This window comes from Halomonas sp. HK25 (genome assembly GCF_047795635.1).
Classification (GTDB): Bacteria; Pseudomonadota; Gammaproteobacteria; order Pseudomonadales; family Halomonadaceae; genus Halomonas.
In genome coordinates, this window is record NZ_CP181044.1 from 750821 (window position 1) to 774369 (window position 23549).

The 23549-nt window shown below is 66.7% G+C and carries 30 protein-coding genes; 10 read left to right on the forward strand and 20 right to left on the reverse strand.

Features of this window, described 5'->3' with window-relative positions; all coding sequences use genetic code 11:
* Positions 1 to 6: 6 nt before the first annotated feature.
* The 6 genes from ACM26W_RS03620 to ACM26W_RS03645 all read right to left on the reverse strand — a co-directional run bounded on the left by ACM26W_RS03620 (position 7) and on the right by ACM26W_RS03645 (position 5289).
* A complete protein-coding gene (locus ACM26W_RS03620) occupies positions 7 to 237 on the reverse strand; it encodes a histidine phosphatase family protein (RefSeq protein ID WP_416139508.1) in 231 nt (76 codons plus the stop codon).
* 98 nt (positions 238 to 335) lie between these two features.
* Positions 336 to 1151 carry a phosphonate ABC transporter, permease protein PhnE gene (gene phnE, locus ACM26W_RS03625; RefSeq protein WP_416139509.1) on the reverse strand — a complete coding sequence of 272 codons (816 nt, stop codon included), beginning with the start codon at positions 1149 to 1151 and terminating at the stop codon, positions 336 to 338.
* Between the two features lie 18 nt (positions 1152 to 1169).
* The gene (phnE, locus tag ACM26W_RS03630; protein ID WP_416139510.1) at positions 1170 to 1979 is read right to left on the reverse strand and encodes a phosphonate ABC transporter, permease protein PhnE; all 810 of its coding nucleotides are present in this window, start codon (positions 1977 to 1979) and stop codon (positions 1170 to 1172) included.
* Positions 1976 to 2806 carry a phosphonate ABC transporter ATP-binding protein gene (gene phnC / locus ACM26W_RS03635; protein ID WP_416139511.1) on the reverse strand — a complete coding sequence of 277 codons (831 nt, stop codon included), beginning with the start codon at positions 2804 to 2806 and terminating at the stop codon, positions 1976 to 1978. Before phnC ends, phnE (ACM26W_RS03630) begins: the two co-directional genes overlap by 4 nt.
* A 12-nt stretch (positions 2807 to 2818) precedes the next feature.
* Complete coding sequence (gene phnD, locus ACM26W_RS03640) at positions 2819 to 3784, reverse strand: phosphate/phosphite/phosphonate ABC transporter substrate-binding protein (RefSeq protein WP_416139512.1); 966 nt, start codon at positions 3782 to 3784, stop codon at positions 2819 to 2821.
* Between the two features lie 173 nt (positions 3785 to 3957).
* Complete coding sequence (locus tag ACM26W_RS03645) at positions 3958 to 5289, reverse strand: glycosyltransferase (RefSeq protein ID WP_416139513.1); 1332 nt, start codon at positions 5287 to 5289, stop codon at positions 3958 to 3960.
* 148 nt (positions 5290 to 5437) lie between these two features.
* On the opposite strand from ACM26W_RS03645, the gene ACM26W_RS03650 reads away from it, so the two are divergent.
* Positions 5438 to 6001: a hypothetical protein gene (locus ACM26W_RS03650; protein ID WP_416139514.1), complete on the forward strand. Its 564-nt coding sequence runs from the start codon at positions 5438 to 5440 to the stop codon at positions 5999 to 6001.
* Between the two features lie 34 nt (positions 6002 to 6035).
* On the forward strand, positions 6036 to 6233 hold the full coding sequence (locus ACM26W_RS03655) for a DUF1731 domain-containing protein (RefSeq protein ID WP_416139515.1): 198 nt from the start codon (positions 6036 to 6038) through the stop codon (positions 6231 to 6233).
* On the opposite strand, the gene ACM26W_RS03660 is transcribed toward ACM26W_RS03655, so the two are convergent.
* The 3 genes from ACM26W_RS03660 to ACM26W_RS03670 all read right to left on the reverse strand — a co-directional run bounded on the left by ACM26W_RS03660 (position 6215) and on the right by ACM26W_RS03670 (position 7107).
* Positions 6215 to 6397 (reverse strand): hypothetical protein, encoded by a 183-nt coding sequence (locus tag ACM26W_RS03660; RefSeq protein ID WP_416139516.1) that lies wholly within the window; start codon positions 6395 to 6397, stop codon positions 6215 to 6217. The two genes, ACM26W_RS03655 and ACM26W_RS03660, sit on opposite strands and share 19 nt — an antisense overlap.
* Positions 6398 to 6617: 220 nt before the next feature.
* The gene (locus ACM26W_RS03665) at positions 6618 to 6752 is read right to left on the reverse strand and encodes a hypothetical protein (RefSeq protein WP_416139517.1); all 135 of its coding nucleotides are present in this window, start codon (positions 6750 to 6752) and stop codon (positions 6618 to 6620) included.
* A gap of 82 nt (positions 6753 to 6834) precedes the next feature.
* Positions 6835 to 7107: an NAD(P)H-binding protein gene (locus tag ACM26W_RS03670; RefSeq protein ID WP_416139518.1), complete on the reverse strand. Its 273-nt coding sequence runs from the start codon at positions 7105 to 7107 to the stop codon at positions 6835 to 6837.
* Positions 7108 to 7376: 269 nt separating this feature from the next.
* Here ACM26W_RS03670 and ACM26W_RS03675 point away from each other — a divergent pair, with 269 nt between their 5' ends.
* Positions 7377 to 7754: an STAS/SEC14 domain-containing protein gene (locus ACM26W_RS03675; protein ID WP_416140806.1), complete on the forward strand. Its 378-nt coding sequence runs from the start codon at positions 7377 to 7379 to the stop codon at positions 7752 to 7754.
* Positions 7755 to 7889: 135 nt separating this feature from the next.
* Here the strand turns inward: ACM26W_RS03675 and ACM26W_RS03680 are convergent, their stop codons facing one another.
* Positions 7890 to 8477, reverse strand: a complete 588-nt coding sequence (locus ACM26W_RS03680; RefSeq protein WP_416139519.1) for an NAD(P)H-dependent oxidoreductase — start codon at positions 8475 to 8477, stop codon at positions 7890 to 7892.
* A 554-nt stretch (positions 8478 to 9031) separates the two neighbouring features.
* Here ACM26W_RS03680 and ACM26W_RS03685 point away from each other — a divergent pair.
* Together ACM26W_RS03685 and ACM26W_RS03690 are read left to right on the forward strand one after the other, a co-directional pair.
* The gene (locus tag ACM26W_RS03685) at positions 9032 to 9274 is read left to right on the forward strand and encodes a type II toxin-antitoxin system Phd/YefM family antitoxin (RefSeq protein ID WP_416139520.1); all 243 of its coding nucleotides are present in this window, start codon (positions 9032 to 9034) and stop codon (positions 9272 to 9274) included.
* Positions 9271 to 9534 (forward strand): Txe/YoeB family addiction module toxin, encoded by a 264-nt coding sequence (locus tag ACM26W_RS03690; protein WP_416139521.1) that lies wholly within the window; start codon positions 9271 to 9273, stop codon positions 9532 to 9534. The genes ACM26W_RS03685 and ACM26W_RS03690 overlap by 4 nt, the downstream gene beginning before the upstream one ends.
* Before the next feature lie 165 nt (positions 9535 to 9699).
* Here the strand turns inward: ACM26W_RS03690 and ACM26W_RS03695 are convergent, their stop codons facing one another.
* The gene (locus ACM26W_RS03695) at positions 9700 to 10230 is read right to left on the reverse strand and encodes a PadR family transcriptional regulator (protein ID WP_416139522.1); all 531 of its coding nucleotides are present in this window, start codon (positions 10228 to 10230) and stop codon (positions 9700 to 9702) included.
* A 124-nt stretch (positions 10231 to 10354) separates the two neighbouring features.
* On the opposite strand from ACM26W_RS03695, the gene ACM26W_RS03700 reads away from it, so the two are divergent.
* A complete protein-coding gene (locus tag ACM26W_RS03700; RefSeq protein ID WP_416139523.1) occupies positions 10355 to 10726 on the forward strand; it encodes a DUF2306 domain-containing protein in 372 nt (123 codons plus the stop codon).
* A 38-nt stretch (positions 10727 to 10764) separates the two neighbouring features.
* On the opposite strand, the gene ACM26W_RS03705 is transcribed toward ACM26W_RS03700, so the two are convergent.
* On the reverse strand, positions 10765 to 12609 hold the full coding sequence (locus ACM26W_RS03705; protein ID WP_416139524.1) for a PHA/PHB synthase family protein: 1845 nt from the start codon (positions 12607 to 12609) through the stop codon (positions 10765 to 10767).
* A gap of 355 nt (positions 12610 to 12964) precedes the next feature.
* Here ACM26W_RS03705 and ACM26W_RS03710 point away from each other — a divergent pair, with 355 nt between their 5' ends.
* Positions 12965 to 13492, forward strand: coding sequence for an ADP-ribosylglycohydrolase family protein (locus ACM26W_RS03710; protein ID WP_416139525.1), 528 nt, complete (start codon positions 12965 to 12967; stop codon positions 13490 to 13492).
* A 96-nt stretch (positions 13493 to 13588) separates the two neighbouring features.
* On the forward strand, positions 13589 to 13897 hold the full coding sequence (locus tag ACM26W_RS03715) for a hypothetical protein (RefSeq protein ID WP_416139526.1): 309 nt from the start codon (positions 13589 to 13591) through the stop codon (positions 13895 to 13897).
* Positions 13898 to 13982: 85 nt separating this feature from the next.
* Here ACM26W_RS03715 and ACM26W_RS03720 read toward each other — a convergent pair whose 3' ends face one another.
* On the reverse strand, positions 13983 to 14198 hold the full coding sequence (locus ACM26W_RS03720) for a hypothetical protein (protein ID WP_416139527.1): 216 nt from the start codon (positions 14196 to 14198) through the stop codon (positions 13983 to 13985).
* Positions 14199 to 14304: 106 nt separating this feature from the next.
* A complete protein-coding gene (locus ACM26W_RS03725) occupies positions 14305 to 14706 on the reverse strand; it encodes a PhnD/SsuA/transferrin family substrate-binding protein (protein WP_416139528.1) in 402 nt (133 codons plus the stop codon).
* A 219-nt stretch (positions 14707 to 14925) separates the two neighbouring features.
* Here ACM26W_RS03725 and ACM26W_RS03730 point away from each other — a divergent pair, with 219 nt between their 5' ends.
* Together ACM26W_RS03730 and ACM26W_RS03735 are read left to right on the forward strand one after the other, a co-directional pair.
* On the forward strand, positions 14926 to 15660 hold the full coding sequence (locus ACM26W_RS03730) for an SIR2 family NAD-dependent protein deacylase (RefSeq protein WP_416139529.1): 735 nt from the start codon (positions 14926 to 14928) through the stop codon (positions 15658 to 15660).
* Between the two features lie 178 nt (positions 15661 to 15838).
* Positions 15839 to 16615 (forward strand): tRNA-uridine aminocarboxypropyltransferase, encoded by a 777-nt coding sequence (locus tag ACM26W_RS03735; RefSeq protein ID WP_416139530.1) that lies wholly within the window; start codon positions 15839 to 15841, stop codon positions 16613 to 16615.
* Here ACM26W_RS03735 and ACM26W_RS03740 read toward each other — a convergent pair whose 3' ends face one another.
* The 6 genes from ACM26W_RS03740 to fmt all read right to left on the reverse strand — a co-directional run bounded on the left by ACM26W_RS03740 (position 16616) and on the right by fmt (position 23527).
* The gene (locus ACM26W_RS03740) at positions 16616 to 17863 is read right to left on the reverse strand and encodes a TraB/GumN family protein (protein WP_416139531.1); all 1248 of its coding nucleotides are present in this window, start codon (positions 17861 to 17863) and stop codon (positions 16616 to 16618) included.
* A 65-nt stretch (positions 17864 to 17928) separates the two neighbouring features.
* Positions 17929 to 19377, reverse strand: a complete 1449-nt coding sequence (locus ACM26W_RS03745; protein ID WP_416139532.1) for a TrkH family potassium uptake protein — start codon at positions 19375 to 19377, stop codon at positions 17929 to 17931.
* Between the two features lie 27 nt (positions 19378 to 19404).
* Positions 19405 to 20778, reverse strand: coding sequence for a Trk system potassium transporter TrkA (trkA, locus tag ACM26W_RS03750; protein ID WP_416139533.1), 1374 nt, complete (start codon positions 20776 to 20778; stop codon positions 19405 to 19407).
* Positions 20779 to 20878: 100 nt separating this feature from the next.
* Complete coding sequence (locus ACM26W_RS03755; protein WP_416139534.1) at positions 20879 to 21085, reverse strand: dodecin; 207 nt, start codon at positions 21083 to 21085, stop codon at positions 20879 to 20881.
* Positions 21086 to 21137: 52 nt separating this feature from the next.
* Positions 21138 to 22541 (reverse strand): 16S rRNA (cytosine(967)-C(5))-methyltransferase RsmB, encoded by a 1404-nt coding sequence (gene rsmB / locus ACM26W_RS03760; protein ID WP_416139535.1) that lies wholly within the window; start codon positions 22539 to 22541, stop codon positions 21138 to 21140.
* Positions 22538 to 23527 carry a methionyl-tRNA formyltransferase gene (gene fmt / locus ACM26W_RS03765; protein ID WP_416139536.1) on the reverse strand — a complete coding sequence of 330 codons (990 nt, stop codon included), beginning with the start codon at positions 23525 to 23527 and terminating at the stop codon, positions 22538 to 22540. The genes rsmB and fmt overlap by 4 nt, the downstream gene beginning before the upstream one ends.
* Between the last annotated feature and the right edge of the window lie 22 nt (positions 23528 to 23549).

Sequence of the window (23549 nt, forward strand, 5' to 3'; positions counted from 1 at the left end):
GCCAACCTAGCGGCCGATCCACTCCCCCAGGGCCATCTCGGCCAGCGGCGGTTCGGTGGTCACCGGCAGGTCGTGCTGCTCGCCGAGCCACAGGGCGAACTCTCGGCAGCGCGACAGCGGTGAGGTGACGATGGCGTCCCAGGGCGGTTCACCGTCCGTCATCAGGGCGGCGATGGCGTCCTGCATCTGCTGCCAGCCGCGCTCGCTCAGGGGGTGGTCGGTGGTGCCGCGCAGCATCCGCCCGCCCGACCGGCTCGCCGTGGCGCATCAGGTCGAGGGTGGTCACCTCGGCATCGGGAAAGCGCATGGTCGTGTTCCTCTCTGAGACAGGGTGCTCAAATGACGGCGTGGCGAACCCGAGCGGAAATCCACTCCGAGGCCAGCACGGTGACGAAGATCATCAGGAAGATCACGCTGACCTGGTTCCAGGCCAGGCTGTTGATGGCGGCATTGAGCTGCAGCCCGATGCCGCCGGCGCCCACCAGCCCCAGCACCGTGGATTCGCGGATATTGATGTCCCAGCGGTAGACGCTGATACCGGCGAAGGCGGGCAGCACCTGGGGCAGCACCCCGTAACTCATCACCTGCAGGCGGCCGGCGCCGGTAGCGCTGATCGCCTCCACCGGGGTGGGATGGATCTCCTCGATGGCCTCATAGAGCAGCTTGCCGACGAAACCGATGGAGCGCAGGGCGATGGCGATGATCCCCGCCAGCACGCCCGGTCCCAGGATGGTCACCAGCAGCATGGCCCAGATCAGCGAGTTGATGGAGCGCGAGGCGACGATAATCACTAGTGCGGCACTGCGCACCAGCGGGTGCGGCGTGGTGTTGCGCGCCGCCAGGAAGGCCACTGGAAAGGCCATCGCGATGCCGAGTACGGTGCCCAGGGTGGCGATGTTGATGGTATCCCACATCGGTTTCCACAGCCGGTGAGCGTAGGACCACTCCGGCGGCATCATGCGGCTGATCAGGTCGCCGCCCTGGCGGCCGGCGTCCTCGACGAACACCCACATGGTGTTGTCGGAGATCAGTTTCCAGCACAGCAAGAAGAGGCAGATGCCGGCCAGCCAGGCCAGGTAGCCCAGCCACTGGGCGCGGGGCGTGCGCAGGCGCCAGATCGGGGTGCCCTGCGTCGTCGTCGAAACGGGCATTGTCAGGATCTCCGAGGTTTACTGGGTCCAGCGCCGCACATAACTGGAGCTGTATTCACACAGCAGCACGATGGCGATGATGGTCAGCAGAATGGCCGCCGAGGTGTCGTACTCGTAGCGGCTGATCGAGGTGTTGAGGGTGGCGCCGATGCCGCCGGCCCCGACGATGCCGATCACCGCCGACTCACGGAAGTTGATGTCCAGGCGGTAGACGGAGAGACCGATGAGCCGGGGCATGACCTGGGGCTGTACGGCATGATTCATGGTCTGCCACCAGCTCGCCCCGGTAGCGCGGATGGACTCCACCTGGCGCCAGTCCAGGTCCTCGATGTCCTCGGCCAGCAGCTTGGCCATGAAGCCGATGGTGGCGAAGGCCAGCGTGATCATGCCGGCCAGGGGACCGAAGCCGAACATCACCACGAAGAGAATGGCGATGATGATCTCCTGGAAGGTGCGCGACACCGTGATGATGCCGCGGCACAGGTAGTAGACAGGCCAGGGGGAGATGTTGCGCGCGGCTCCGAGACCCAACGGAATCGCCAAGGCCACGCCGATCACCGTGGAGGTAAGCGTCATGGTCAGACTCTCGAGGATGCCGTCGACGATATCGCCGCGGCGGCTGACGAAGTCGGGCTGGGCGAAGGCGGCCAGGAAATTCAGCCCACGGCTGGCGCCCTCGGCCACCCTGGCCCAGTTGACGTCGATGGTGGAGAGCGCCAGCAGCAGATAGACCAGGGCGCCGAGTGCAAGGCCCCAGCGCAGCTTGGGGTCCTGGATTATCGGCCGCCGCCGCCACTCTCCCTGCCGGACCAGCGTCTGGCGACTCATGGCGCTGCTCCGCTGGCCAGCGCCAGGCGGCCGGCCGGCTCGGGAGCATGGGTGGCTTCCTCGTCGCCGACCTGCCCCTGAGTGTCCCAGTCCTCTTCGCCGTAGATGGTGGTGAGGGTCTCGGCATCCAGAGCGTCGGGCTTGCCATCGAACACGATCTCGCCGGCGCGCAGCCCGACGATGCGATCGGCGAACTGCCGGGCCAGGGCCACGTCGTGGATATTGATGATGGCACCGAGCTCGCGCTCGGCGCATAGTTCGCGGATCAGACGCATGATCTGGCGCGAGGTCTTGGGGTCGAGGCTCGCCGTTGGCTCGTCCACCAGCAGCAGCTTCGGGCTCTGCAGCAGGGCCCTGGCGATGCCGACCCGCTGGCGCTGGCCGCCGGAGAGGGCGTCGGCGCGCTTGTCCAGGGCATGTTCCAGGCCTACTCGCTCCAGCAGACGGAAGGCCTCGGCCACAGCATCCAGCGGATAGCGGCGCAGGAAGCTGCGCCAGAAGCCTACCTGGCCAAGCCGTCCGGAGAGCACGTTCTCCATCACCGTCAGGCGATCCACCAGGGCATACTCCTGGAAGATCATGCCCATGGCGCAACGGGCTCGGCGCAATTCGCGCCCGGAAAGCCGAGTCAGCTCGATATCGCCCAGACGAATGCTCCCCGAGGTCGGTTCCACCAGGCGGTTCACGCAGCGGATCAGGGTGCTCTTGCCGGCGCCGGAGGGACCGATCAGCGCCATCACCTGACCGCGCGGGACGGTCAGTTCAATGTCGCTCAGGGCGCGATCCCCGGTGGGATAGCGCTTGTTGACCTGGGAAAGCGTCAGCATGGGAGGCTCCAATCAGTCGCAGTCGTAGGTCACGCCATTCGCCTCGGCGATGGTGCGGATCACCGACCAGCGCTCTTCATAGGTAATAGGGATGAACTGCGCCTCGCCGGAATTGGCGAACTCGGCCTCGAGCGCCGTGCCCTCCCAGTCGTAGATGAAGAATGCCTGCTGGATGGCCTCTTGCAGTTCCGGGTGGAGGTTGTGGGCGGTGCCGTAGGCGGTGGTGGGGAAGGTCTCGGAGGTGTAGATGATCTCGTAATCCCCCTCGTCGATCACGCCCCGAGCCAGCATGCGGTGGCCCACCGAGTTCGCGATGGCGGCCGCGTCGTAGTCCTTGTTGATGACCCCGAGGATGGAGTTGTCGTGGGAGCCCGAGAATGCGGTCTCGAAGTCCTCATCGGCGACAAGGCCGTATTCACTGCGCAGCAGCGCGGAGGGCGCCCGAAAACCGGAGTTGGAGGTCGGGGCCGTGAAGGCAAGCTGACGACCGGCCAGGTCCTCGATGCCCTCGATGCCGCTATCCGGGTAGGTAATGATCTCCATCTCGTAGCCGAAGCTGCCGTCTTCCGCGGCCATGATGGTGAAGGGCCGGAAGCCACCGCAGTTCACCGCTATCGGGGTGCTGCCGGTGTTGAACCCTGCCACGTGCAGGCGGCCGGCACGCAGCGCCTCGAGCTGCGCGGAGTTGGACTGCACCGGGAAGAACTGCACGCGCTTACCGGTCGCCACTTCCAGGTGTTCGAGGAAATCGGCCCACACGCCGGCATAGACGGCGGGATCCTCAACCGGGGTGTAGGCGAACACCAGCGTATCGGGGTCGGCCCACTGCGATGCATCGGTGGGGATGTCGGCGACCATGTCGCCGTTGGCATCGGTATAGCGCGCGGAAAGATCGGCGCTGTCGGCCATGCTCGCGGCGGCGAAAAGGCCAGCGATGGTGCCGGCCAGCAGGGTGCGATGGAAGGTCTTGGCGGTCATGTCGGCTCCGAAGTGGGATGACGAGAATCGTGATCGAGACGCTGGTCATCTTCTCGATCAGCCATGACAGCGACGGGTCAGCGGCGTGACGATACGGTTAGTAGACGATGACGAAAGGGTGTCTCGGCAATGGAACAAGGCGCCAGGGGTGGCAGCGTTCGAGACGGAACTGACTAACCGGTAGCATCCAAACAGAGTCGGTATCGATAGAATTCGGCCAGCTCAGCGGCCTTGGCATCCTCATGCCAGTCGGCGGCATAGGACCGGGCTCGCTTGGCGAGGGTCTGGCGCAGGTTGTCGTCGCCCAGCAGCCGGTTCACCTTGGCCGCGAAATCGTCGAGGTCATCCTCGGCGATCAGGCACCCCTCGCCGTCTCGCAGCACGTCACGGGTCCCCATCACGGCGGTCGAGACCACCGGCGTGCCCAGCGCCAGGGCTTCCAGCAGCACCAGGCCCTGGGTCTCGGTGCGCGAGGCGAAGACGAACAGATCCGCGGCACGGTAGGCCGCCTGCAGGGGGCCGTCGCGATCCAGATAGCCCAGAAACACCACGGCATCAGACAGGCCGGCCTCCCGGGCCTGGCGAGCCAGCGCATCCTGGGCGGGCCCCTCGCCGGTGATGATCAGGCGGGCATCGGGGTGTTCCGCCAGCACCCGCGGCAGCATCTCGATCAGGAAGCCGATGTTCTTCTCATGGGCGGCGCGGCCCACGAAGAGCAGCAGCCGCGACTCCGGCGGCAGGCCGTAGCGGCTGCGGAAGTCACTCTCCTCCTGGGGGCGAGTGAAGGTCTCCAGAGCCAGCCCGGTGGGAATCACCGCCATGGGCGTGCTCACCCCGTAGCGCGCCAGCGCCTCCCGCATGGCCTGTGACGGCGCGATCAAACCGTCCAGCTGGTGACACTGGCGCACCGAGAAGCGCCGGGCGGCGAAGCGTAGCCAGCGGTCTGGCACCCAGCGCACATAGTGGTGCAGGTACTCCTCGAAGAGGGTGTGGTAGGTGGCCACTACCGGAACGCCGAGGCGGCGTCCCAGTTTGATGCCGGCATAGTGGGCCACGAAGGGCGTATGCACATGGACCAGGTCGAAGGCCTGTTCGCCGAGCTGTGGCCCCAGGGCGAGAACGTCCCGGTAGCGCATCATGCGATCCTCCGGGTCGCCCGGGACGCCGCGGGAGGCAATGCGCAGCACGCCCGGCTCGTCCACCTGGCCCACCGGGTAGTCGGGACAGATCAGGGTGACCGAGTGGCCCTGGCGTTCGAGGGCGCCGCGGAAGCTGGCGATGGAGGTGGAGACCCCGTTGACCCGGGGGAAGTAGACGTCCGAGATCATCAGGATCTTCAGGGTATCGCCGCCCTGCTGCGGGAGAGTCACCCGGTGCCGCAGGGCTGCGGCGGCGCGCTCTGTGCGTTCGGCGCTTAACTGTCGGGCCAGGGCATTGCCGCGAGCCAGCAGGATAAGCTGATCGATCTCCGCCTCACTGAGCGGTTTGCGCGCGCGTCGGGGCATGCTGAGCGGGTCTTCTGTGGGTGTTCCTCCTATGGTTGCGCGCGATAGTGACGTTGTCGTGACCTCTCCCTGCCGCTCCTTATGTTTCGTTATCGTGTTTTGTTATCCACTCTGACTGACACGACTATCGAAGGGGTCTTGCTCGGCCTTGCGGCAGATCTCGGCGATCAGCCGCTTGAACAGCACCAGATGCGCGGGCGCATCGGCGATCTTCACCCGCCAGCTGTCGATCTGGTCGCCGGCCCTGATCGGGCGTCCTTCGGGCCGCCCACGGCGCCTGCCCGGCCCGCCGAATCGAGCCATTCGCCAGGGCCCAGAGACCGTTCAGGGCGTAATAGCGATTGTCGCCGCCATCGGCGGGATGCCTGGCCAGCCGGCCACGCTGATCTCGGCCTCGGCCTGCCGCTATTACGGGATAAGTGACAGCACGCGCTTTGCCGAAGACAGCCCCCCCGGCCCATCCGGCGATTTCCTGACCGACACCACGCATCTCTGGGAGGCTGAAGCGCAGCGCTCCACCGACCACGGTCTCCGGGTGGTGATCCTGCGCTTCGGCATCGCACTTGCGGTCACCGAAAGCGGACGCGAAACGCTCAAACGGCTGCGCCCGTTTCTGGGCGGGCGCATCGGATCCGGGCGGCAATGGGTCAGCCGGATCCACCGCGAGGATGCGATCGATATCCTTCTGCGCGCCCTGGACAGGGGCCTATAACGCCACCTCCCCCTATCCCGTGCGGATGCGTCAGGTGACCGATGCCTTCGGCCGCGTGTCGCGCAGTTTCGTCCGCGTGCCAGTGCCCGCGATGGTGATCCGTCAGGTTCTGGGCGATGGCGCCACCGTAGTGCTTGACGGCCAGCGCGTGCATCCCGACCGATTGCTGGCAGACGGGTTCCGCTTCCGCTTTTCGCAGATCGATCCGGCGGTCTACAACATCCTGTCCTGAGCCACGGCCCGAACCAGACCGCGCAGGAACGAGCGCAGCACCACCGCATGCGCCGGCCAGAGCAGGAACCAGTAAAGCAGCCTCCACACCCCGGCCGGATGCCAATGCAGCACCAGCGTGATGCGTGACACGGTCGTTGCGTCGGGCTCGACGCTGATCTCCATCCCTCCCTCGCCCGGAGCGTGCAGACGCGACAACAGGATCAGCCGAGCAACGGGCCACACCCGGTGCACGTGCCAAAAATCGAAGGTTTCGCCTTCGGTGAACGGTCCAGTGTGCTGGCGCGGTCCAGGGGCCGCACCACCCAGCAACCGATCCGCCGCCGCGCGCAGCCGTCAGACCGGGGTCAGTGCGAAATAGCCCGCCGCCCGCGTCGCGAGCCCTTCAAGTGCCCGCCACACCGCCGCCGGCGACGCCGCAGTCCCGCTCCAGTGTCATCCGTTTGCCGTAGAAGCTGATAGCGTGGCGATACCCGCGCAGATCGAAGGCCCCCTCGCGCCAGCGGTCGCCGGACAGCATGTCACGCTCGGTCTCGAACGCCTTCTCTACGGCAGCGTCGAATCCCAGGCAGTCGCGTGGTACCAGCGCCCGCAGGCTGGTGTCATCGGCGCGCGGGAAAGCCGCGCCCGCCACCCATTGAATGCACCAGATAGAAAGCCACCTCGACCCCTGCAAGCGCCGGGCCCAGCGTGGCCGGATCAAGCGCATCCGCGCGCATCTGATCGACCCCCTGCCAGCCTTCGGCCTCCATCGCCGACAGCCGCCGCGCAGCGGCGCGCACGCGTCGCCCCTGCGCCACAAGATGCGGCACCATGTTGCGGCCGACATAACCGCTTGCCCCGAATACAAGCCAGAGGGAATCAGAAGCGCTCATTTCAAGGCCTTGTCCGAAAAGTCTGCATTCAGGCAATGGTCCACGCGCATCAGGCATACCATGGCTCTGAAGCCGCCGGCCAGCCTACGGCTTCATCCGGCGCCGGTCGCAGCAGCGTCGAATGCATATCCCTTGTCCGCTGTGATGATGCGGCAAGGCCGTTCAGGCGCGCTATGCTGAAAGCGCCCGAGGCACTTTGTTTTACTACAGACCTCAAGGAGAACGCCCATGTTGGACCTGATCTCCCCCCGGCAGACCATGTCGTGGCGATGAAGGCGGGGGGCATCGTGACGGGCAGCGAACTGCAGCGCGCCATCGATGCCATCGAGGCCACCAAGCGGGATCATCCTGTCATCAGCCTGGTGGTCGAGATCGACAACCTGCGCTTGATGACCCTGACCGCTCTGCTCAAGGACATCGGCTACGGCCTGACCCAGCTCGTCGACCTCGATCACTACCACCGAGCCGCCGTGGTCACCGACCAGGCGTGGATCGAACAGATCGCTCATCTGGAAGAACGGCTGTTCAAGGCCGTGGAGATCCGCACCTTCCCCGGCCATGAACACGGCGCCGCCATGGCCTGGGCCGCCGAGCTGCCCACAGGCGCCCACGAAAATCCCGAAGAGGACGGTTACCACGGCGCCTGATACTGCGGTGCCAGTTCGAAGTCGGACGCCAGCCGCAGGCTGGCCGAAAAGCGTCCTTCATGAATATCTCATTATCGGGATGAAAAACGGGCGTTTGAAAGCTCGCTACTGCGTCAGGCGCCGAGAAGGCCAATCTCACCTGGTTTTGGCCCCGAGCTCGTGCAATTTGCGAAACCATTCGCTGCGCTTTTGTTCGCTCATGGCTTCCACGCTGCCGATCAGTGTCTCGCGCACCGGAGACAGACCGACAAAGCCGAGGATATTGCGCTCCAGGGATTTGACGCTGTGCGCTCGGTAGAGATGGCGGTAGATCATCGCTGGCATACCCATGGTTACCACGACCCGTGCCGAACGTCCCGTCAGCCCCTTTCTGCCAAGCGGGTTGCCCTGCACGTACTCGAAGGCAAAGCCGGGGCGCAGCACCTGCTCCAGGAACGCCTTGACGAGGGCCGGCATGTCGCCCAGCCATAGCGGAAAGAACAGCACCAGGTGCTGGCACCAGCCGATGGACTGCTGCGCTGCCGTCAGCGAGGCAGGTAACGGGGCCGCTTTCCACTCTTTCTGACTGCGCAGCAGCGGGAACTCCAGCGTCGCCAGGTCGATCAGGCGCACCTCATGGCCCTGGGCTTGAGCGCCCTCGCGGTAGTGATCGGCCAAGGCATGACAGAGGTGCGCTTCGCTGGCATCGGGGTGTCCCTGGAGGATCAGGATTCGCTGGCTCATGGCGGTGGGTTCTCACGGCAACAGAGTGGGAAGGCGTGGGGTTTAGCCTAGCCGCAGGGCTCAAGGATAGGCTTGATGCATATCAAGTACCGATCTTGCTCTACTGCGTCAGCGGCTTTTCTCTGCCGCTGTAACGCCTGCCGCTGTCGTGGTCCCCACGGTCCGGCGTTTCGACGGGATGGCCTTAGATCACCGCGGCCCCTATGATCCGCCACTGCCTCCTCATGATGAGGCTCCGCGCCCGTAGTCCGCCAGGCCCTCGCCGGCTTCCGGCACCCCGGGGTGATCGCCGTGGCTGCTCGAGCCGGGTGCAGCCAGTGGTTGCCGACCAGGGCGACCATCAACAGCGCCGCCAAGCCCAGCATTTGAGGCTGCGCCTTCACTCGAAAGAGTGGCAACGCAGGGCAATGGCCGAGGAATCGGTTGGAGGCGACTACAGGGGGAAGCCGACATCCAATCATAGGATGGCAGTCCGCTATGCGCTACGCTCGTGTTGACGTACGTACCTGATGGCGTACAATTGGTAGGCATTGGATACACGCCAGAGGTGCGTCATGACCGGAATTACTGCCACTGAGGCGCGCAGCAACCTCTATCGGTTGATTGATGAAACCGCCGAGTCTCACAAACCGATCGTTATCATGGGGAAGCGGAACAAAGCTGTCCTGGTGTCTGAAGAAGATTGGGCTGCTATCCAGGAAACGCTTTACCTGCTCTCTGTGCCCGGTATGCGTGAGTCTATCCGTGAGGGGATGGAGACCCCAGTGGGCGAATGCGACGAGGAGCTCGACTGGTGACATGGAAGTTGGTTTACACTAAGCAAGCCCAGAAAGATGCGAAGAAGTTGGCCTCCAGCGGCCTGAAACCAAAAGCTCAAGAACTGTTGGCTCTGATCACAGAAGATCCGTACCGGAAGCCACCCCCGTTTGAGAAGCTCGTAGGTGACCTTTCGGGAGCCTATTCACGTCGAATCAATATTCAGCATCGCCTGGTGTACCAGGTGCTCGAGGACGAAGGAGTGGTGAAAGTGCTCCGGCTCTGGAGCCACTACGAATAATGCATGGCCGGCCGCTGTTGCCGGACAATACCTCCACCGCTGCGAGGCTCCAGAATTGCCGCAAGGCTCTGCATTATATCTGGGTGCTCTGAATACGTTTCCTGGCCGATTCGCTTCCTTCCGAGTAACCCTGGCTTCCCTTCGGAAGCCGGGGTTTGCCAATAGCTATTCCCCTTCCTCAGACACTTCCTCGATCCAGACCAGCCAAGTCTCGGTCAGTCGCTGGCCAAGCCGCAGCGTATGCCAAGGGGCTCGCTGGGCGGGCGTCAGCGCCTGTGGGTCGCTGAACCACTCCCGTTCGATGGCGGCGTAGGTCGCCAGGCGCTCCCTGAGCTGCGCGCGCAGGGCGGTGAGCTCCTCGTGGCGGGCCTGCTCGGGCCAGCGCTCCCAGGCGAAGAACTTGGCAAACAGCGGCTGGCGCACGGGGCTGGCGGCCAGGGGCTCGGCGAGCCCGGCGTCCAGAGCCTGTCGGCCCGCCTCGGTCAGGTGGTAGACCTTGCGGTCGGGGCGTTCGGCCTGGGGCACCGTCTCGCACGTCAGCAGGCCATCGCCGCGCATCCGATCGAGTTCGCGGTAGAGCTGCTGATGGCTGGCCTGCCACACATGGGCCAGGCCGGCCTTGAAGCGCTGCAGGATGTCGTAGCCGGTGCCGGGCTCACGTTGCAGGGTGATCAACAGAACGGCGCGCAGGGACATGGGAGACCGGGTGTCGTGAGGTTGTTATGCACATGGTTGCATATCGGAAGGGTCGGGGCTAGTCTTATGCAACAAGTTGCATTGGCTGGGCGATCAGGCCGCGGCCTGACCCTCGGAGGTTTCCATGGCATTCACCCTGCACCTCTACGCGTCCTTTATGGCCCTCGGGCTCGGGGCCATGCTGCTGCTCTCACCCAAGGGCACTGGCCTCCACCGGCTGATGGGCGGCACCTGGGTGCTGACCATGGCGCTCTCGGCGCTGAGTTCCTTCTGGCTGGGCGGTGGCGTGCTGCCGCTGGTGGGCCATCTGGGGCCCATTCACCTGCTGTCGCTGTGGATGCTGGTGGCTCTGGCCGTTGCCATGAGGGCCATCCTCAAGGGCAGGGTGGAGCAGCATCGCGCCTGGATGCGAGGGGCCTACCTGGGGCTGGTCGGGGCCTTCGTCGGCACCCTGGCCCCGGGGCGCTGGGTGGCCACCCAGTTGGGTCTCTGGTGAAGGGGGATTACCCCCCTGTCTGGATGGCGGGGCTACTGTTAAGCCTCGTCGGCCCGCACACGGACATAGGAACCCGGCGCCTCCTCGATGGGTGGATAGTGCTCTCCACCGGGCTCGCGGGCGGGCACCTGGCCACCGCCGTGGCGCTTGACCCAGCTGCGCCATTCCGGCCACCAGGAGCCCGAGTGGTGGGTGGCTGAGGCCAGCCAGCGCTCGGGGTCGCGAGGCAGGTGGCCATAGGTCCGGTAGCCATACTTCGGCGAGCCGGCCGGGTTGATGACCCCTGCGATATGGCCTGAGCCGCCGAGCAGGAAGCGGGGTCGCCCGCCCAGCAGGTGCGCGCCGCGGTAACTGGACTGCCAGGGCGCGATGTGATCCTTCTCGGTCGCCACGAAGAACGTCGGGATGCGCACCTTGCTCAGATCGATGGCTTCCCCCGCCAGGGAGATGCCCTCGGGTTCGGCGAGGCGGTTCTCCAGGTACATGTTGCGCAGGTAGAAGCTCTGCATGCGCCTCGGCATGCGGGTGGAGTCGGAATTCCAGTAGAGCAGGTCGAAGGCCTGGGGGTCACGGCCGAGCAGGTAGTTGTTGATCACGAAGCTCCAGATCAGATCGGCGGACTGCAGCAGGTTGAAGGCGTTGGAGAGATGCGTGCCCTCCAGGTAGCCGCGTTGTTCCATGTGCTGCTCGATATAGCGGATCTGCTCCTCGTCGATGAACACCTCCAGCGGCCCCACCTCGCTGAAGTCGAGCAGGGTGGTGAAGAAGGTGGCGCTCTGCACCCGTTCATCCCCCCTCGCGGCCTGATGCGCTAGGGTGCTGGCCAGCAGGGTGCCGCCGATGCAGTAGCCGATGGTGTTGAGCGTCTCCTCCCCGGTGACCTCCGCCACCACGTCCATGGCCTTGAGGGTGCCCTGGGTGAGGTAGTCATCGAAGGCCACCTCGGCATAGCGTTCGTCCGGATTGACCCAGGCGATGACGAAGACCGTCATGCCCTGTTCGACGGCCCAGCGGATGAAGGAGCGCTGCGGGGTCAGGTCCAGGATGTAGAATTTGTTGATCCAGGGCGGGACGATCAGCAGCGGCCGGCGGTCGACCTCCTCGGTGGCCGGCGCGTATTGGATGAGCTGCATCAGCTCATTCTGGTAGATGACCTTGCCCGGGGTCACCGCGATGTTCTTGCCCAGCTCCAGCCCGGCCGAATCGCTCTGCTTGATGCGCAGCAACCCCTCGCCCCGGGCCAGGTCCTCCATCAGGTTGGCCATGCCCTGCAGCAGGTTGGTGCCGCCGGTGCGCAACGTGGCCTCGATCACCTCCGGGTTGGTGGTGGCGAAGTTGCTCGGGGCGAGGGCGTCCATCAGCTGGCGGGCGTAGAACTCGACCTTCACCCGCTCGTCGTGGTCCAGCTCCTCGGTGACCTCATGCACCCCCTTCAACCACTGCTCGGCGGTCAGTTGGTAGGCCTGGCGGAGCATGTCGAAGAAGAGGTTCTCCTCCCAGCCCTTGCCCTTGAAGCGCCTGTCTCGCGGGGTGGGCTCGAGGGCCGCTGACGGCGCCTCGCCGGACAGGCGCAGCAGGGTGTTCTGCCACAGCGCCGCGTAGCCTTGCCACAGCTGCTGCTGGAGCTCCAGGGCGCGCTGCGGCTGCAGCAGGAACTGCTGGCCCAGGCTGGTCATCGCCTTGGCTGCTACCGCCGGGTCGGGCAGGGTGAAGACGTCCCCGCGCTTCTGGCGTTCGAGCCAGCCCTGCCAGGCCTGGGACGACCCGGTCGACAATCGCGCCAGGGCCTCCGCATAGCGCCGAGCCAGCTCGTCGGGCGGCGTCTCGTGGGGTGGTGTCGCCTGTTCGCCTGGCTTGGCTGACGACGGTTTCTGGTCATTCATGGCCTTGCCCCTCGGTGAGTGCTGCTCGAAAGCGGCGGCGTCCGGCCCATGGTTGGCCAACGAACCGGGGCTGATGCGCTGCCCCCATCTGCCGCCACCTATCGTTTCAGTATCGTAGGGGTTGGGTGAGACGCAACCGTAGCGCCTTGCCTTGCCTTGCCTTGCCTGGGGTGGGGGGGAGCCTTCATCGGACACCGGGTGCCGGGTCCTTGGCTCGCCATCCAGCTAGGCTTGTGGTGAAGGGGTGAGCAGTCTTCGAGCAGGCGCCCGACGCCCCGCGGACTGACGAGCCCTATCAGGAGTGATCGCCAGGGAGGGAAGCCATCCACACCCGCCGAACGGAGAGGAGGTCATCATGCTCGGCGCCATCGCCGGCGACATCATCGGTTCGGTGCACGAAGGGGCGGGCACCAAGCACCGGGACTTTCCGCTGTTCACGCCACACAGCACCTTCACCGACGACAGCGTGCTCTGCGTGGCGGTGGCGGAGGTGTTGCTCTACGGCGGTGATTTCGTCGATGCCTACTACAGCTACTTCCACCGCTACCCGGATGCCGGCTTCGGTGGCGGTTTCATGCGCTGGGCGGCGAGTCGGGGTCGACGGCCCTATTTCAGCTGGGGCAACGGCTCGGCCATGCGGGTGCCGCCGGTGGGCTTCGCGGCCCGCTCGCTTGAGGAGACCCTGGAGCTGGCGAAGCGCAGCGCCGAGGTCACCCACGATCATCCCGAGGGCATACGCGGCGCCCAGGCCGTGGCGGCGGTGATCTTCCTGGCCCGCCAGGGCGCCGACAAGGCGAGCCTGTGCGAGGAAGTGGAGAAACGCTTCGGCTACGACCTGCGCCGGGTGGTGGAAGCCTTCACGGTACGCTGTCCTCCCGGCTGAGGCTGGGGGCGGGAACCCTTCCGCCACCTGCTGCGTCCCTGTGTTTGCCGAGTCAAGACCCGGCGATTCGCAACCTGCAGAACACGGGAGGATGTCATGATCATTGCACGCTGGTACTGTCAGGCCCGCTTCGGCCACAAGCAGGAACTGCTTGCGAAGACCCGGAAGTGGTGGACCACCATCGGCAGCGAGATCGGTCAGACCGACTACACCATCACCACCGGTAGCATCGGCGCTGCCGAGTCGGTCGTCGCCGTGGACCTCCGGGTGGCGGATCTGGCCACCCTGAGCGCCCAGTGGGACAAGCTCGCCGAGCGCGCCGACCACCGGGAGTGGGGCAAGGCGATCGAGCCCCTGGTGGTCAGCGGCTCCACCCGCTGGGAGATCTACCGCGTGGTTGAGTGAGGAGGCCTGAACACCCATCGGCCGCGATGCAATATCCGGCTCGCCCTTCGCATCGTGCTCGTCTTCATCGGTAGCCGGTGAGAGCCTAGATTATCCGCTTGCGGATCCAGGCGCCGCACACCACGCCGCTACGCGAGGTGCCGATGCCGGCCAGCGGCCCGAGCCCCACGGCGACCACGAAGATCAGCGCCCATACCAGGTCCGGCACGGTGCGCAGGGTGGCCACCACGTTGCGGGCGATCACGTCCCAGCGGCGAAAATCCGGTGGCATCGCCTCGCCGAAGAAGGTGCCCAGGTTCATCACGCCGCATAGAAGCCGGTCTGGATGGATGTTGGCGCTGGTGAAGCCGCTGATGAAGAAGGCCGCGAACGCCAGCAGCAGGATGACGGCGATGGGGGAGGGGCGTTCAAGCCTGGGCGGCGCGGCGTGATGCGCCGGCCAGGTCGGCGCCGTCCAGTACGAGGCGCCCCGAAGTGGGGCGCACGATGGCGGTGATCGGCTTGGAGCCCTCGACCCGCTCGGCCATCAGCACGTATTCGGAGGGACCGGCCAGCACGATATCGACCTGTTCGAAGCGCAGGGCGTTGATGGCGGTGGTGCGGTTGCCCACCGGGAAGAATTCGACCGTCACGCCGAGGCGGGACTCGACCTCGTCGACGAAGCCCTGGTAGGCACGCTGGAGCTCCTCGCTGCCCTCGATGCCGGTGTCGGCGAAGCGCAGGGTGGTGGGGCAGGACTCGGCGGCCTGTGCCTGAGAGGCGGCGGCCAGGGTGAGGGCAGCGGCCAGGGGAAGCAGGGACTTTTTCACGGTGTCACCTCGGGATGATGGCGGGAATGCGGGTCTGGGATAAAGCGCCTCTACCCTGACGAGGTGGAATGACAGCGGCGTGACGCCTCGATGACGCCTCGATGACGTCTCGATGACGAGGCGACGGGCGGGAGGAGGTCGCCATCTGGTCGTGGCCTGCCCGGGGGTGATAGGTTTCAGGCAGTCAGCAACGAGATCCCCGGGAGCGAGAGGTAGCGAATGGCCAAGCAGCGCGCGCCACACCTGGTGGTGTTCACCGGAGCGGGCATCAGTGCCGAGAGCGGCATCCAGACGTTCCGGGCCGAGGATGGCCTGTGGGCCGACCACCCGGTGGAGGAGGTGGCCACGCCTCGCGCCTGGCGGAAGGACCCAGCCCGGGTGCTGGCGTTCTACAATCAGCGCCGTGAGCAGGTGCGCCGCGCCCGCCCCAACGCCGCCCACAAGGCGCTGGCGGCACTGGAGAAACAGGGTTTCCGGGTCAGCATCATTACCCAGAACATCGATGACCTCCACGAGCGGGCCGGCTCCCGCCAGGTTCTTCACCTGCATGGGGAGATCCTCAAGGCGCGCTCCAGCGTGGATCGCCGCATGCACTACCCGCTGCCGCGCGGGGGCATCGAACTGGGCGACATCTGCGACAAGGGCAGCCAGCTCCGGCCCGACGTGGTCTGGTTCGGCGAGGAGGTACCCCACTTCGGTGAGGCCTGCGAACTGGTCAGCGAGGCAGACCTGCTGCTGGTGGTGGGTACGTCGCTTGCCGTGATGCCGGCGGCCTCGCTATTGCAGTACGCTCTCTTCGATGTCCCCTGCGTGCTGGTTGACCCCGAGGCGGCGCTGCTGACGCCGCCGGGCGTGACCCGGATCAGCCAGCCCGCCGGCAAGGGGGTACCGACGCTGGTACGCCACTGGAAGCGCGAAGGGCGGCTATGGGTGCCGGAGACGTTAATGGAGTGACAGTGGCGAAGAGTGAGGAGCGCCGGGGGCAGGCCGAAGAGGAGGTCCGTGGACCAGGGATGGTCTAGGTAGCCTCCAGGGAAGGATTAATGGCGCCTCCTCGCAGGGCCTGCCGACGGATCAGCTCCGAGCTGGCCCCATGCTAGAATGCGGCGCCTCTTCCAATGCGGTAGCCGCCATGCAGCACGAGACTCTCGACACCTGTGCCAATCGTCCTCTGGACGGGGCGCTTTCCCATGACCCCGCCACGGGGCATCCGCGCCCGCCGCGGCGCGAGTTCAAGTCTCGCGGCAGCTTCGTCGAGCGCTGCCCGGGCTGCAATCTGCCCGAGCTCAACTGCCTCTGCCCCTATGCGGTGAGCGCCGAGAGCGAGGCGCGGGTGTGGTTGCTTACCCACTCCATGGAGCACCACAAGCCCACCAACACCGGACGGCTGATCCGCGATGTGCTGCCCGAGACCGAGGTCTTCACCTGGTATCGCACCGCGCCTGACGAGCGCCTGCTCGCGCTGCTGGACGATGCGCGCTATGCCCCCTTTGTGATCTTCCCCGACGACCAGCCCGACTACGCCGAACGGGTGGTAGGTATCGACGCCGTGGCCCAGGCGAAGGGGGAGGGGCGGATTCCAGTGCTGATCCTGCTGGACGGGACCTGGCGCCAGGCCCGGCGCATTTTCCGCAAGAGCCCCTACCTGGACGCCCTGCCGGTGCTGCCGCTGCGCACCGAGCGGCTGACCCGCTATCGGCTGCGCAAGCCTGCCTCCGCCGAGCACCTGTGTACCGCCGAGGTGGCTGCCGAGCTGCTCCGCCAGGGGGGCGACGCCGATGCCGCCCAGGCCCTGGACGACTATTTCGACGCCTTCAACGACAGCTACGCCGCCAGCCGGAGATTCGAGAAGATCGAAACGCCGACGGCGGCAATGCAACGCCTTCTGGCGCGGCGGGGAGTGGGCTGATCAGGCCGCACCGCTGCCGAACAGGGCACCGGCGATGCGGAAGCCGGCGATCCAGGTGCCGGCGGCGGAGCCCAGGGTGGCCAGCAGGAACACCAGCAGGGTGCGCGAGACGCGGTTGTGCCACCAGCCCGCAAGCGTGGTGACGTCGTGGCGTAGGGTGGAGAAGTCGCGCACCTTGGGCTTGCGCAGGTAGAGCTCCACCCCGGCGGCCACGAAGCCGGCGCCGATGGTGGGGTTCAGCGAGGTGAGCGGAGCGGCGAAGAAGGTCGCCGTCACCGTCAGCGGATGAGCCAGCGCCACCAGGGTGGCGGCCGCCGAGAGCACGCCGTTGATCAGGAACCACTCGCCCACCAGCTGCCAGCCCAGCTCAGTGTTGCGCGAGAAACCGATGGCGAAGCCGGTCAGCACCAGCGCGGTGATCAGCCAGGGCAGCGCCTTCCACAGCTTAGAGGGCGGCGGGGTGACCTCCAGCGCCTGGCGCTCGGACCCTGGGTCCTTCGGGAGCTCGCCGGCGAACTGTTCTGCCATCCCCTTCATATGGCCGGCGCCGATCACCACCAGCACGTGGCGATAGCGCCCCGGGGGCGCATCTTCCGCCAGGCGCAGCACCATGTAGCGGTCACGCTCGCTGATCAACGGCGTATAGAGGGTCTCCGACTCGGCGGCGAACTCGCTGAAGGTGGACTCCAGCACATCGCCCTCCTTGAGCCGCTCGATCTCCTCGGCGGAGACGTCCTGGCGCGACAGCACGCTGCCAAGCAGCCCAGAGAACAGCGAGAAGCGCTGCCACCAGGGCACGTTGTGGTAGATGCGTTTGAGGGTGATCCCCACGTCGCGGTCGATCAGCAGCAGCGGCAGCCCAGCCTCGCGGCTCTCCTCCAGGGCAGCGCGCATCTCGGCGCCGGGCTCGATGCCCGACTGCTCGGCCAGGCGCTGCTGGAAGGCGCCCAGTGCCAGGCTCGCTGCCACCATGCCGGCCTTGCCCTGGCGGAAGATCTCGAACAGGTCCTGATTGTGCAGTGCATCAGGGTTGGCGAGGCTATGGTGGCGGGAGTCGCACAGCTCGATGGCCACGGCGTCGTACTCGCCGGAGCGGATCAGGGCGCGCACGTCGGCGGCGCTCTCGGCGGAGACATGGGCGGTGCCCAGCAGGGTGTAGCGGGTCTCGCCCACCTGGATGACGCGGCGCGGGCCGGTGACGCCGGCCGCCGGCTCGATGGGCATCGCGGTGTCCTGGGTGTCGGTCATGGACGCTCGGTCTGAAGGAGTGAGAAGGGGATTATCCACGATGGGCCCGTGCGGGCCAAATTCCCTCAGCGCCGCCAGAAGGCCGGGGTGAACAGTACCAGCACGGTGAAGATCTCCAGGCGGCCGAGCAGCATGGCCATCACCAGGATCCACTTGGCCAGGGTCGGCAGGTCGCCGTAGTTGTCGGAGGCCTCGCCCAGCGCCGGGCCCAGGTTGTTGAGCGCCGAGGCGACGGTGGACCAGGCGGTGACCTGGTCGACGCCGGTGGCCATCACGCCCACCAGCATCAGGAAGAACAGCATCACATAGACCGAGAAGAAGCCCCACACCGCCTGGGCGATGCCGTCAGGCACGCTCACCTTGCCCACCTTCACCGCGATCACCGCGTTGGGGTGGATCAGGCGCATCACCTCGCGCATGCCCTGCTTGAGGATCAGGATGATGCGGATCACCTTCATGCCGCCACCGGTGGAGCCCGAGCAGCCGCCGACGAAGGCGGCCATGAACAGCAGGAAGGGAAGCGCACCCGGCCAGATCGAGAAGTTGGCCACCCCGAAGCCGGAAGTGGTGGCCACCGAGACCACCTGGAAGATGCCGTGGCGCAGGCCGCGCTCGGTGTCGTAGGTATTGGTGAGCCACAGCGAGACCACGGTGATCAGCGACAGGCCGAGCAGGAAGAGCAGCAGGAAGCGCGCCTCGGGGTCCTGGAAGTAGTGGGTCAGGCGCCGCTCTCGCCAGGCGACGAAGTGCAGGCTGAAGCTGACCGCGGAGAGGATCAGGAAGAACACGCAGATCATCTCGATCACGGCACTATCGAAGTGGCCGATACTGGCGTCGTAAGTGGAGAAGCCGCCGATGGCCACGGTGGAGAAACTGTGGCCCAGGGCATCGAACCAGTTCATCCCGGCGGCCATGTAGGCCAGCATGCAGGTGACGGTCAGGGAGGCATAGATGTACCACAGTGCCTTGGCGGTCTCGGTGATGCGCGGGGTGAGCTTGGAGTCCTTGAGCGGCCCAGGGATCTCGGTGCGGTAGAGGGCCATGCCGCCGACGCCGAGCGTCGGCAGGATCGCCACCGCGAGCACCACGATGCCCATGCCGCCCAGCCACTGCAGCTGCTGGCGATAGTAGAGGATCGACTCGGGCAGGTGCTCGATGCCGGTGATCACCGTGGCCCCGGTGGTGGTCAGACCCGAGAAGGACTCGAAGACCGCATCGGTGATGGAGAGCGCCGACTCGCCGGTGAGCATCAGCGGTAGCGAGCCGAACAGCGCCAGCACGCTCCAGAACAGAGCGGCGATCAAAAAGCCGTCGCGGGTGCGAAGCTCCTTGCGGGCACCGCGGTTGGGCAGGAACATCAGCGCGCCGGTCACCACCGTGATAGCGATGGCGATGGCGAAGGCCTCCCACTGGCCGTCGCCGAACAGCAGCGAGATCAGGATCGGCGGCATCAGGGTCAGGCTGAACAGCATCAGCAGCAGCCCCAGGATGCGCAGGATCATGCGCAGGCTCATCGAGCGGTGCTCCCCGATAACGTCATGTCAGAAGAAGGTCAGGCCGACCTGGAACAGCCGCTCCACGTCGCGGAGGCGGCGTTTGTCGATCACGAACAGGACCACGTGGTCGCCGGATTCGACCACCACATCGTCGTGGGCGATCAGCACCTCCTTGCCGCGCACGATGGCGCCGATTGTGGTGCCCCGCGGAAGGTCGATCTCGCCGATGGCGCGCCCCACCACCCTGGAGGACTGGGTGTCGCCGTGGGCGATCGCCTCGATGGCCTCCGCCGCGCCGCGGCGCAGCGAGTGCACGTTGACGATATCGCCGCGCCGCACGTGGGTCAGCAGGCTGCCGATGGTGGCCTGCTGGGGCGAGATGGCAATATCGATCTCGCCGCCCTGCACCAGGTCCACATAGGCGGCGTTGTTGATCAGCGTCAGCACCTTTTTGGCCCCCATGCGCTTGGCCAGCATCGACGACATGATGTTGACTTCGTCGTCGTTGGTCAGCGCGCAGAAGATGTCGCACTCCTCGATGTTCTCCTCCTCCAGCAGCCGCTTGCTGGTGGCGCTGCCGTGCAGCACCACGGTGCGGTCGAGGCGTTCGGAGAGCACCGTGCAGCGCTCCAGGTTGTGCTCGATGATCTTCACCTGGTGGCTGTGCTCCAGGTGCTCGGCGAGGCGCTCGCCGATGTTGCCGCCGCCGGCGATCACCACCCGGCGGAAGTCACGGTCGAGGCGGCGCAGCTCGCTCATCACCGCGCGGATGTCGCGCCGGGCGGCGATGAAGAACACCTCGTCGTCGGCCTCGATCACGGTATCGCCGCGCGGGATGATCGGCCGATTCTGGCGGTAGATGGCGGCGACGCGGGTATCCACACTGGGCATGTGGCGGCGCAGGAAGGCGAGATCCTGGCCCACCAGCGGGCCGCCGTAGATCGCCTTGACCGCCACCAGCTGCACCAGGCCGCCGGCGAACTCCAGCACCTGCAGGGCGCCGGGGTGCTCGATCAGCCGGCGGATATGGTCGGTGACCACCTGCTCGGGGCTGATCAGCACGTCGATGGGCACCGCCTCGTGGGCGAACAGCCCCTTGCGGGTCAGGTAGGCGGTGGCGCGCACCCGCGCGATCTTGGTGGGGGTGCGGAACAGGGTGTGGGCGACCTGGCAGGCGATCATGTTGACCTCGTCCTGGCTGGTCACCGCGATCAGCATGTCGGCATCCTCGCAGCCCGCCTGGCGCAGCACCATGGGGTAGGAGCCGGGGCCCACCACGGTGCGGATGTCGAGCTTGGTGTGCAGTTCGCGCAGCTTGTTGCCGTCGGTGTCCACCACCGTGATGTCGTTCTCCTCCCGGGCCAGGTGTTCGGCCAGGGTGCCGCCGACCTGGCCGGCGCCGAGGATGATGATCTTCATGGAGTCTGATGTCCGCTGGCAGCAAGCGCGGCGCATCTTGTGCGCCGCAACAGGGTGGTGGCAAGCCTAAACCAGCCGCGAGGAGAAGAACAGCACGCCATCAGTCGAGGGTGAAGCCGACCTTGATGGTGACCTGCCAGTGGGCCACGCGTCCGTGCTCCACGTGGCCGCGGGTGTCGGTGACCTCGAACCAGCGCATGCCGTGCAGGCTCTCGGCCGCCTTGGTAATGGCGTTCTGGATCGCCTCCTCGATGCTATTCTCGGAGGATCCGGTCAGTTCGATATGCTTGTAGATATGGGTGCTCATGCGGTCTCCTGTCGGTCGTCGGTTGGGCCGGCGGCTCGGCCGGCCCTCTACCTCAGTCTGGCAGTTTTTCAGTCCGGCCGTCTCGTGAGCCTGGCCGCTTCTTGAGTCTGGCATAGAAGAAACCATCGTGGCTGTCGATCTCCGGCAGCAGCTGGCGTCCGGCGCCCGACGGACGCCCCCAGGCCACGTCCTGGGGCGTGGTGGCCTCGGCGTCCGGCGTGCGTGCCAGGAAGGCGTCGACCTGATCGCTGTTCTCCTCCGGCAGCACCGAGCAAGTGGCGTAGAGCAGGGTGCCGCCAGGACGCAGCAGCGGCCAGAGGTTGTCGAGCAGCCGCGCCTGCAGGGCGGCCAGGGCCGGTATGTCCGAGGGCCGGCGCAGCCGCTTGATGTCGGGGTGACGACGGATCACCCCGCTGCCGGAGCAGGGCGCATCGAGCAGGATGGTGTCAAAGGGAGCGCCGTCCCACCAGTCCCGGGCGGTGGCATCGCCGTGGGCCAGGCGCGCCGCGAGGCCCAGCCGGCCCAGGGCGTCCTCGACCCGAGCCAGGCGTTCGGCATCGCTGTCCACCGCATGCAGTTCGATGTCGAACAGCTCCAGCAGGTGACCGGTCTTGCCGCCTGGGGCGCAGCAGGCGTCCAGCACGCGTGCCCCCGGCCGAGGTGCCAGGGCGGGGCCGAGCAGCACGCTGGTGAGCTGGGCGGCCTCGTCCTGGACGCTGACGTCACCATCGGCGAAGCCGGGCAGCAGCTGGACGTCGCAGGGCGTCTCCAGGGTAATGCCGTCCGGGGCGTGCAGGCAGAGCCGCGCCTGGATGCCGGCCGCGGCCAGCCGGTCCATATAGGCCTCGCGGTCGCCGTGGTGTCGGTTGACCCGCAGGGTCATGGGGCCGGGGACGTTGTTGGCATCGCAGATGGCGCGCCAGTCGTCGGGCCAGGCCTGGCGCAGGACCTTGATCAACCATTGGGGGTGCAGCAGCGCCACCGCCGGGTCCTGGTCCACCTCGGCCTGCAGCTCGGCGGCCTCCCGCTGAAGGCGCCGCAGGCAGCCGTTGAGCACCCGGGTGGCCCACTCCTTGTCAAGCAGCCGGGCCGCACCGGCGGTCTCACCCACCGCGGCATGGGCCGGAATACGCAGGTAGAGCAGCTGATGGATGCCAAGAAGCAGCAGCGCCTGAACGTCGGCGTCGCGCGCCTTGAAGGGTTTGATCAGCAGTTTCGCCGCCAATGCCTCGAGGCGTGGCAGGGTGCGGCAGGCGCCGTAGCAGAGCGCCTTGAACAGGGCGCGGTCACGGGCCACCACTTGGTGATCGTCGAGGCCGGCGAGCGACCCTTTGCCGGTGATCACCGGCACCAGGGCGCGGGCGGCGGCGGCGCGGACGGCCAGGCCACCGTCGTTTTCCAGGCCGCGCTTGTGCTGGCGCGGCTCGCGGGGCTGATGTTCGGGGGGCTGGCTCATGCTGAGGCCTCCTCGTCGTGGTGGCCCAGGCGCAGGCCCGTAGCGAAGCGCTCGGCTCGTGCGTGAAGCAGGTCACTCACCGGCAGCGCCTTGGCGCCGGGCAGCTGGGCCTGGGTCACCCGCAGCACCTCACTGCCCTCCGGGCCACAGGCGATACGCAGCGCCTCGCCGTCGTGATCGAGAAGAGTGCCGGTCGCGGTGGGCGCCTCGCCGGCGGCGGACGCGCTCTCCGCGGCCATCAGCAGGCGGATGCGGTCGGTTCCGAAGGCGCACCAGGCCATCGGCCAGGGGTTGAAGGCGCGCACCCGGGCCGCCAGGGCAGCGGCGGGCTCGCGGAAGTCCAGCTCGGCCTCGGCCTTGGAGAGCTTGGCGGCATAGGTGACGCCGGCCTCGGGCTGGGGCGTGGCGGTGAGGCCTTCGTCGGCCAGGGCATCCAGGGCCTCGACGATGGCCTCACCACCGAGGGCGGCCAGGCTGTCGTGGAGGTCGCCGCCGGTGGTGGTGGCGCTTATCGGCGTGCGCCGCACCAGCAGCATGGCGCCGGTGTCGAGCCCCTCGTCCATCTGCATGATGGTCACCCCGCTCTCGGTGTCGCCCGCCTCGATGGCGCGCTGGATGGGGGCGGCGCCGCGCCAGCGCGGAAGCAGCGAGGCGTGGATATTGAGGCAGCCCAGCCGTGGGGTCTCAAGCACCGCCTTGGGCAGGATCAGCCCGTAGGCCACCACCACCATGATATCGGCGTTCAAGTCGGCCAGTTCGGCCTGGGCCTCGGACGCCTTGAGCGTCATCGGCTGGTGGACCGGCAGCTCATGCTTGAGGGCGAGGCGCTTGACCGGGCTCGGTGTCAGCTTGCGGCCGCGGCCGGCGGGGCGGTCCGGCTGGGTGTAGACGGCGATGACGCGATGGCGGCTGTCCAGCAGCGCCTGCAGGCTCTCGGCGGCGAAATCGGGCGTGCCGGCGAAGATGACGTTGAGGGGTCGGGACATGTTCAGGGCCTTGCCGGAGTGG

Coding starts and splice junctions, on each gene's coding strand:
- ACM26W_RS03730 (WP_416139529.1), top strand. CDS start 14,926: ATGGCCAAGCAGCGCGCGCCACACCTGGTGGTGTTCACCGGAGCGGGC.
- ACM26W_RS03740 (WP_416139531.1), bottom strand. CDS start 17,863: ATGACCGACACCCAGGACACCGCGATGCCCATCGAGCCGGCGGCCGGC.
- ACM26W_RS03695 (WP_416139522.1), bottom strand. CDS start 10,230: ATGTCCCTGCGCGCCGTTCTGTTGATCACCCTGCAACGTGAGCCCGGC.
- fmt (WP_416139536.1), bottom strand. CDS start 23,527: ATGTCCCGACCCCTCAACGTCATCTTCGCCGGCACGCCCGATTTCGCC.
- ACM26W_RS03675 (WP_416140806.1), top strand. CDS start 7,377: ATGAAGGCGGGGGGCATCGTGACGGGCAGCGAACTGCAGCGCGCCATC.
- ACM26W_RS03755 (WP_416139534.1), bottom strand. CDS start 21,085: ATGAGCACCCATATCTACAAGCATATCGAACTGACCGGATCCTCCGAG.
- rsmB (WP_416139535.1), bottom strand. CDS start 22,541: ATGAGCCAGCCCCCCGAACATCAGCCCCGCGAGCCGCGCCAGCACAAG.
- ACM26W_RS03720 (WP_416139527.1), bottom strand. CDS start 14,198: ATGAACCTGGGCACCTTCTTCGGCGAGGCGATGCCACCGGATTTTCGC.
- ACM26W_RS03710 (WP_416139525.1), top strand. CDS start 12,965: ATGCTCGGCGCCATCGCCGGCGACATCATCGGTTCGGTGCACGAAGGG.
- trkA (WP_416139533.1), bottom strand. CDS start 20,778: ATGAAGATCATCATCCTCGGCGCCGGCCAGGTCGGCGGCACCCTGGCC.
- ACM26W_RS03745 (WP_416139532.1), bottom strand. CDS start 19,377: ATGAGCCTGCGCATGATCCTGCGCATCCTGGGGCTGCTGCTGATGCTG.
- ACM26W_RS03670 (WP_416139518.1), bottom strand. CDS start 7,107: ATGAGCGCTTCTGATTCCCTCTGGCTTGTATTCGGGGCAAGCGGTTAT.
- ACM26W_RS03715 (WP_416139526.1), top strand. CDS start 13,589: ATGATCATTGCACGCTGGTACTGTCAGGCCCGCTTCGGCCACAAGCAG.
- ACM26W_RS03700 (WP_416139523.1), top strand. CDS start 10,355: ATGGCATTCACCCTGCACCTCTACGCGTCCTTTATGGCCCTCGGGCTC.
- phnD (WP_416139512.1), bottom strand. CDS start 3,784: ATGACCGCCAAGACCTTCCATCGCACCCTGCTGGCCGGCACCATCGCT.
- phnC (WP_416139511.1), bottom strand. CDS start 2,806: ATGCTGACGCTTTCCCAGGTCAACAAGCGCTATCCCACCGGGGATCGC.
- ACM26W_RS03620 (WP_416139508.1), bottom strand. CDS start 237: ATGCTGCGCGGCACCACCGACCACCCCCTGAGCGAGCGCGGCTGGCAG.
- ACM26W_RS03705 (WP_416139524.1), bottom strand. CDS start 12,609: ATGAATGACCAGAAACCGTCGTCAGCCAAGCCAGGCGAACAGGCGACA.
- ACM26W_RS03735 (WP_416139530.1), top strand. CDS start 15,839: ATGCAGCACGAGACTCTCGACACCTGTGCCAATCGTCCTCTGGACGGG.
- phnE (WP_416139510.1), bottom strand. CDS start 1,979: ATGAGTCGCCAGACGCTGGTCCGGCAGGGAGAGTGGCGGCGGCGGCCG.
- ACM26W_RS03680 (WP_416139519.1), bottom strand. CDS start 8,477: ATGAGCCAGCGAATCCTGATCCTCCAGGGACACCCCGATGCCAGCGAA.
- ACM26W_RS03685 (WP_416139520.1), top strand. CDS start 9,032: ATGACCGGAATTACTGCCACTGAGGCGCGCAGCAACCTCTATCGGTTG.
- phnE (WP_416139509.1), bottom strand. CDS start 1,151: ATGCCCGTTTCGACGACGACGCAGGGCACCCCGATCTGGCGCCTGCGC.
- ACM26W_RS03645 (WP_416139513.1), bottom strand. CDS start 5,289: ATGCCCCGACGCGCGCGCAAACCGCTCAGTGAGGCGGAGATCGATCAG.
- ACM26W_RS03665 (WP_416139517.1), bottom strand. CDS start 6,752: ATGCTGTCCGGCGACCGCTGGCGCGAGGGGGCCTTCGATCTGCGCGGG.
- ACM26W_RS03660 (WP_416139516.1), bottom strand. CDS start 6,397: ATGGAGATCAGCGTCGAGCCCGACGCAACGACCGTGTCACGCATCACG.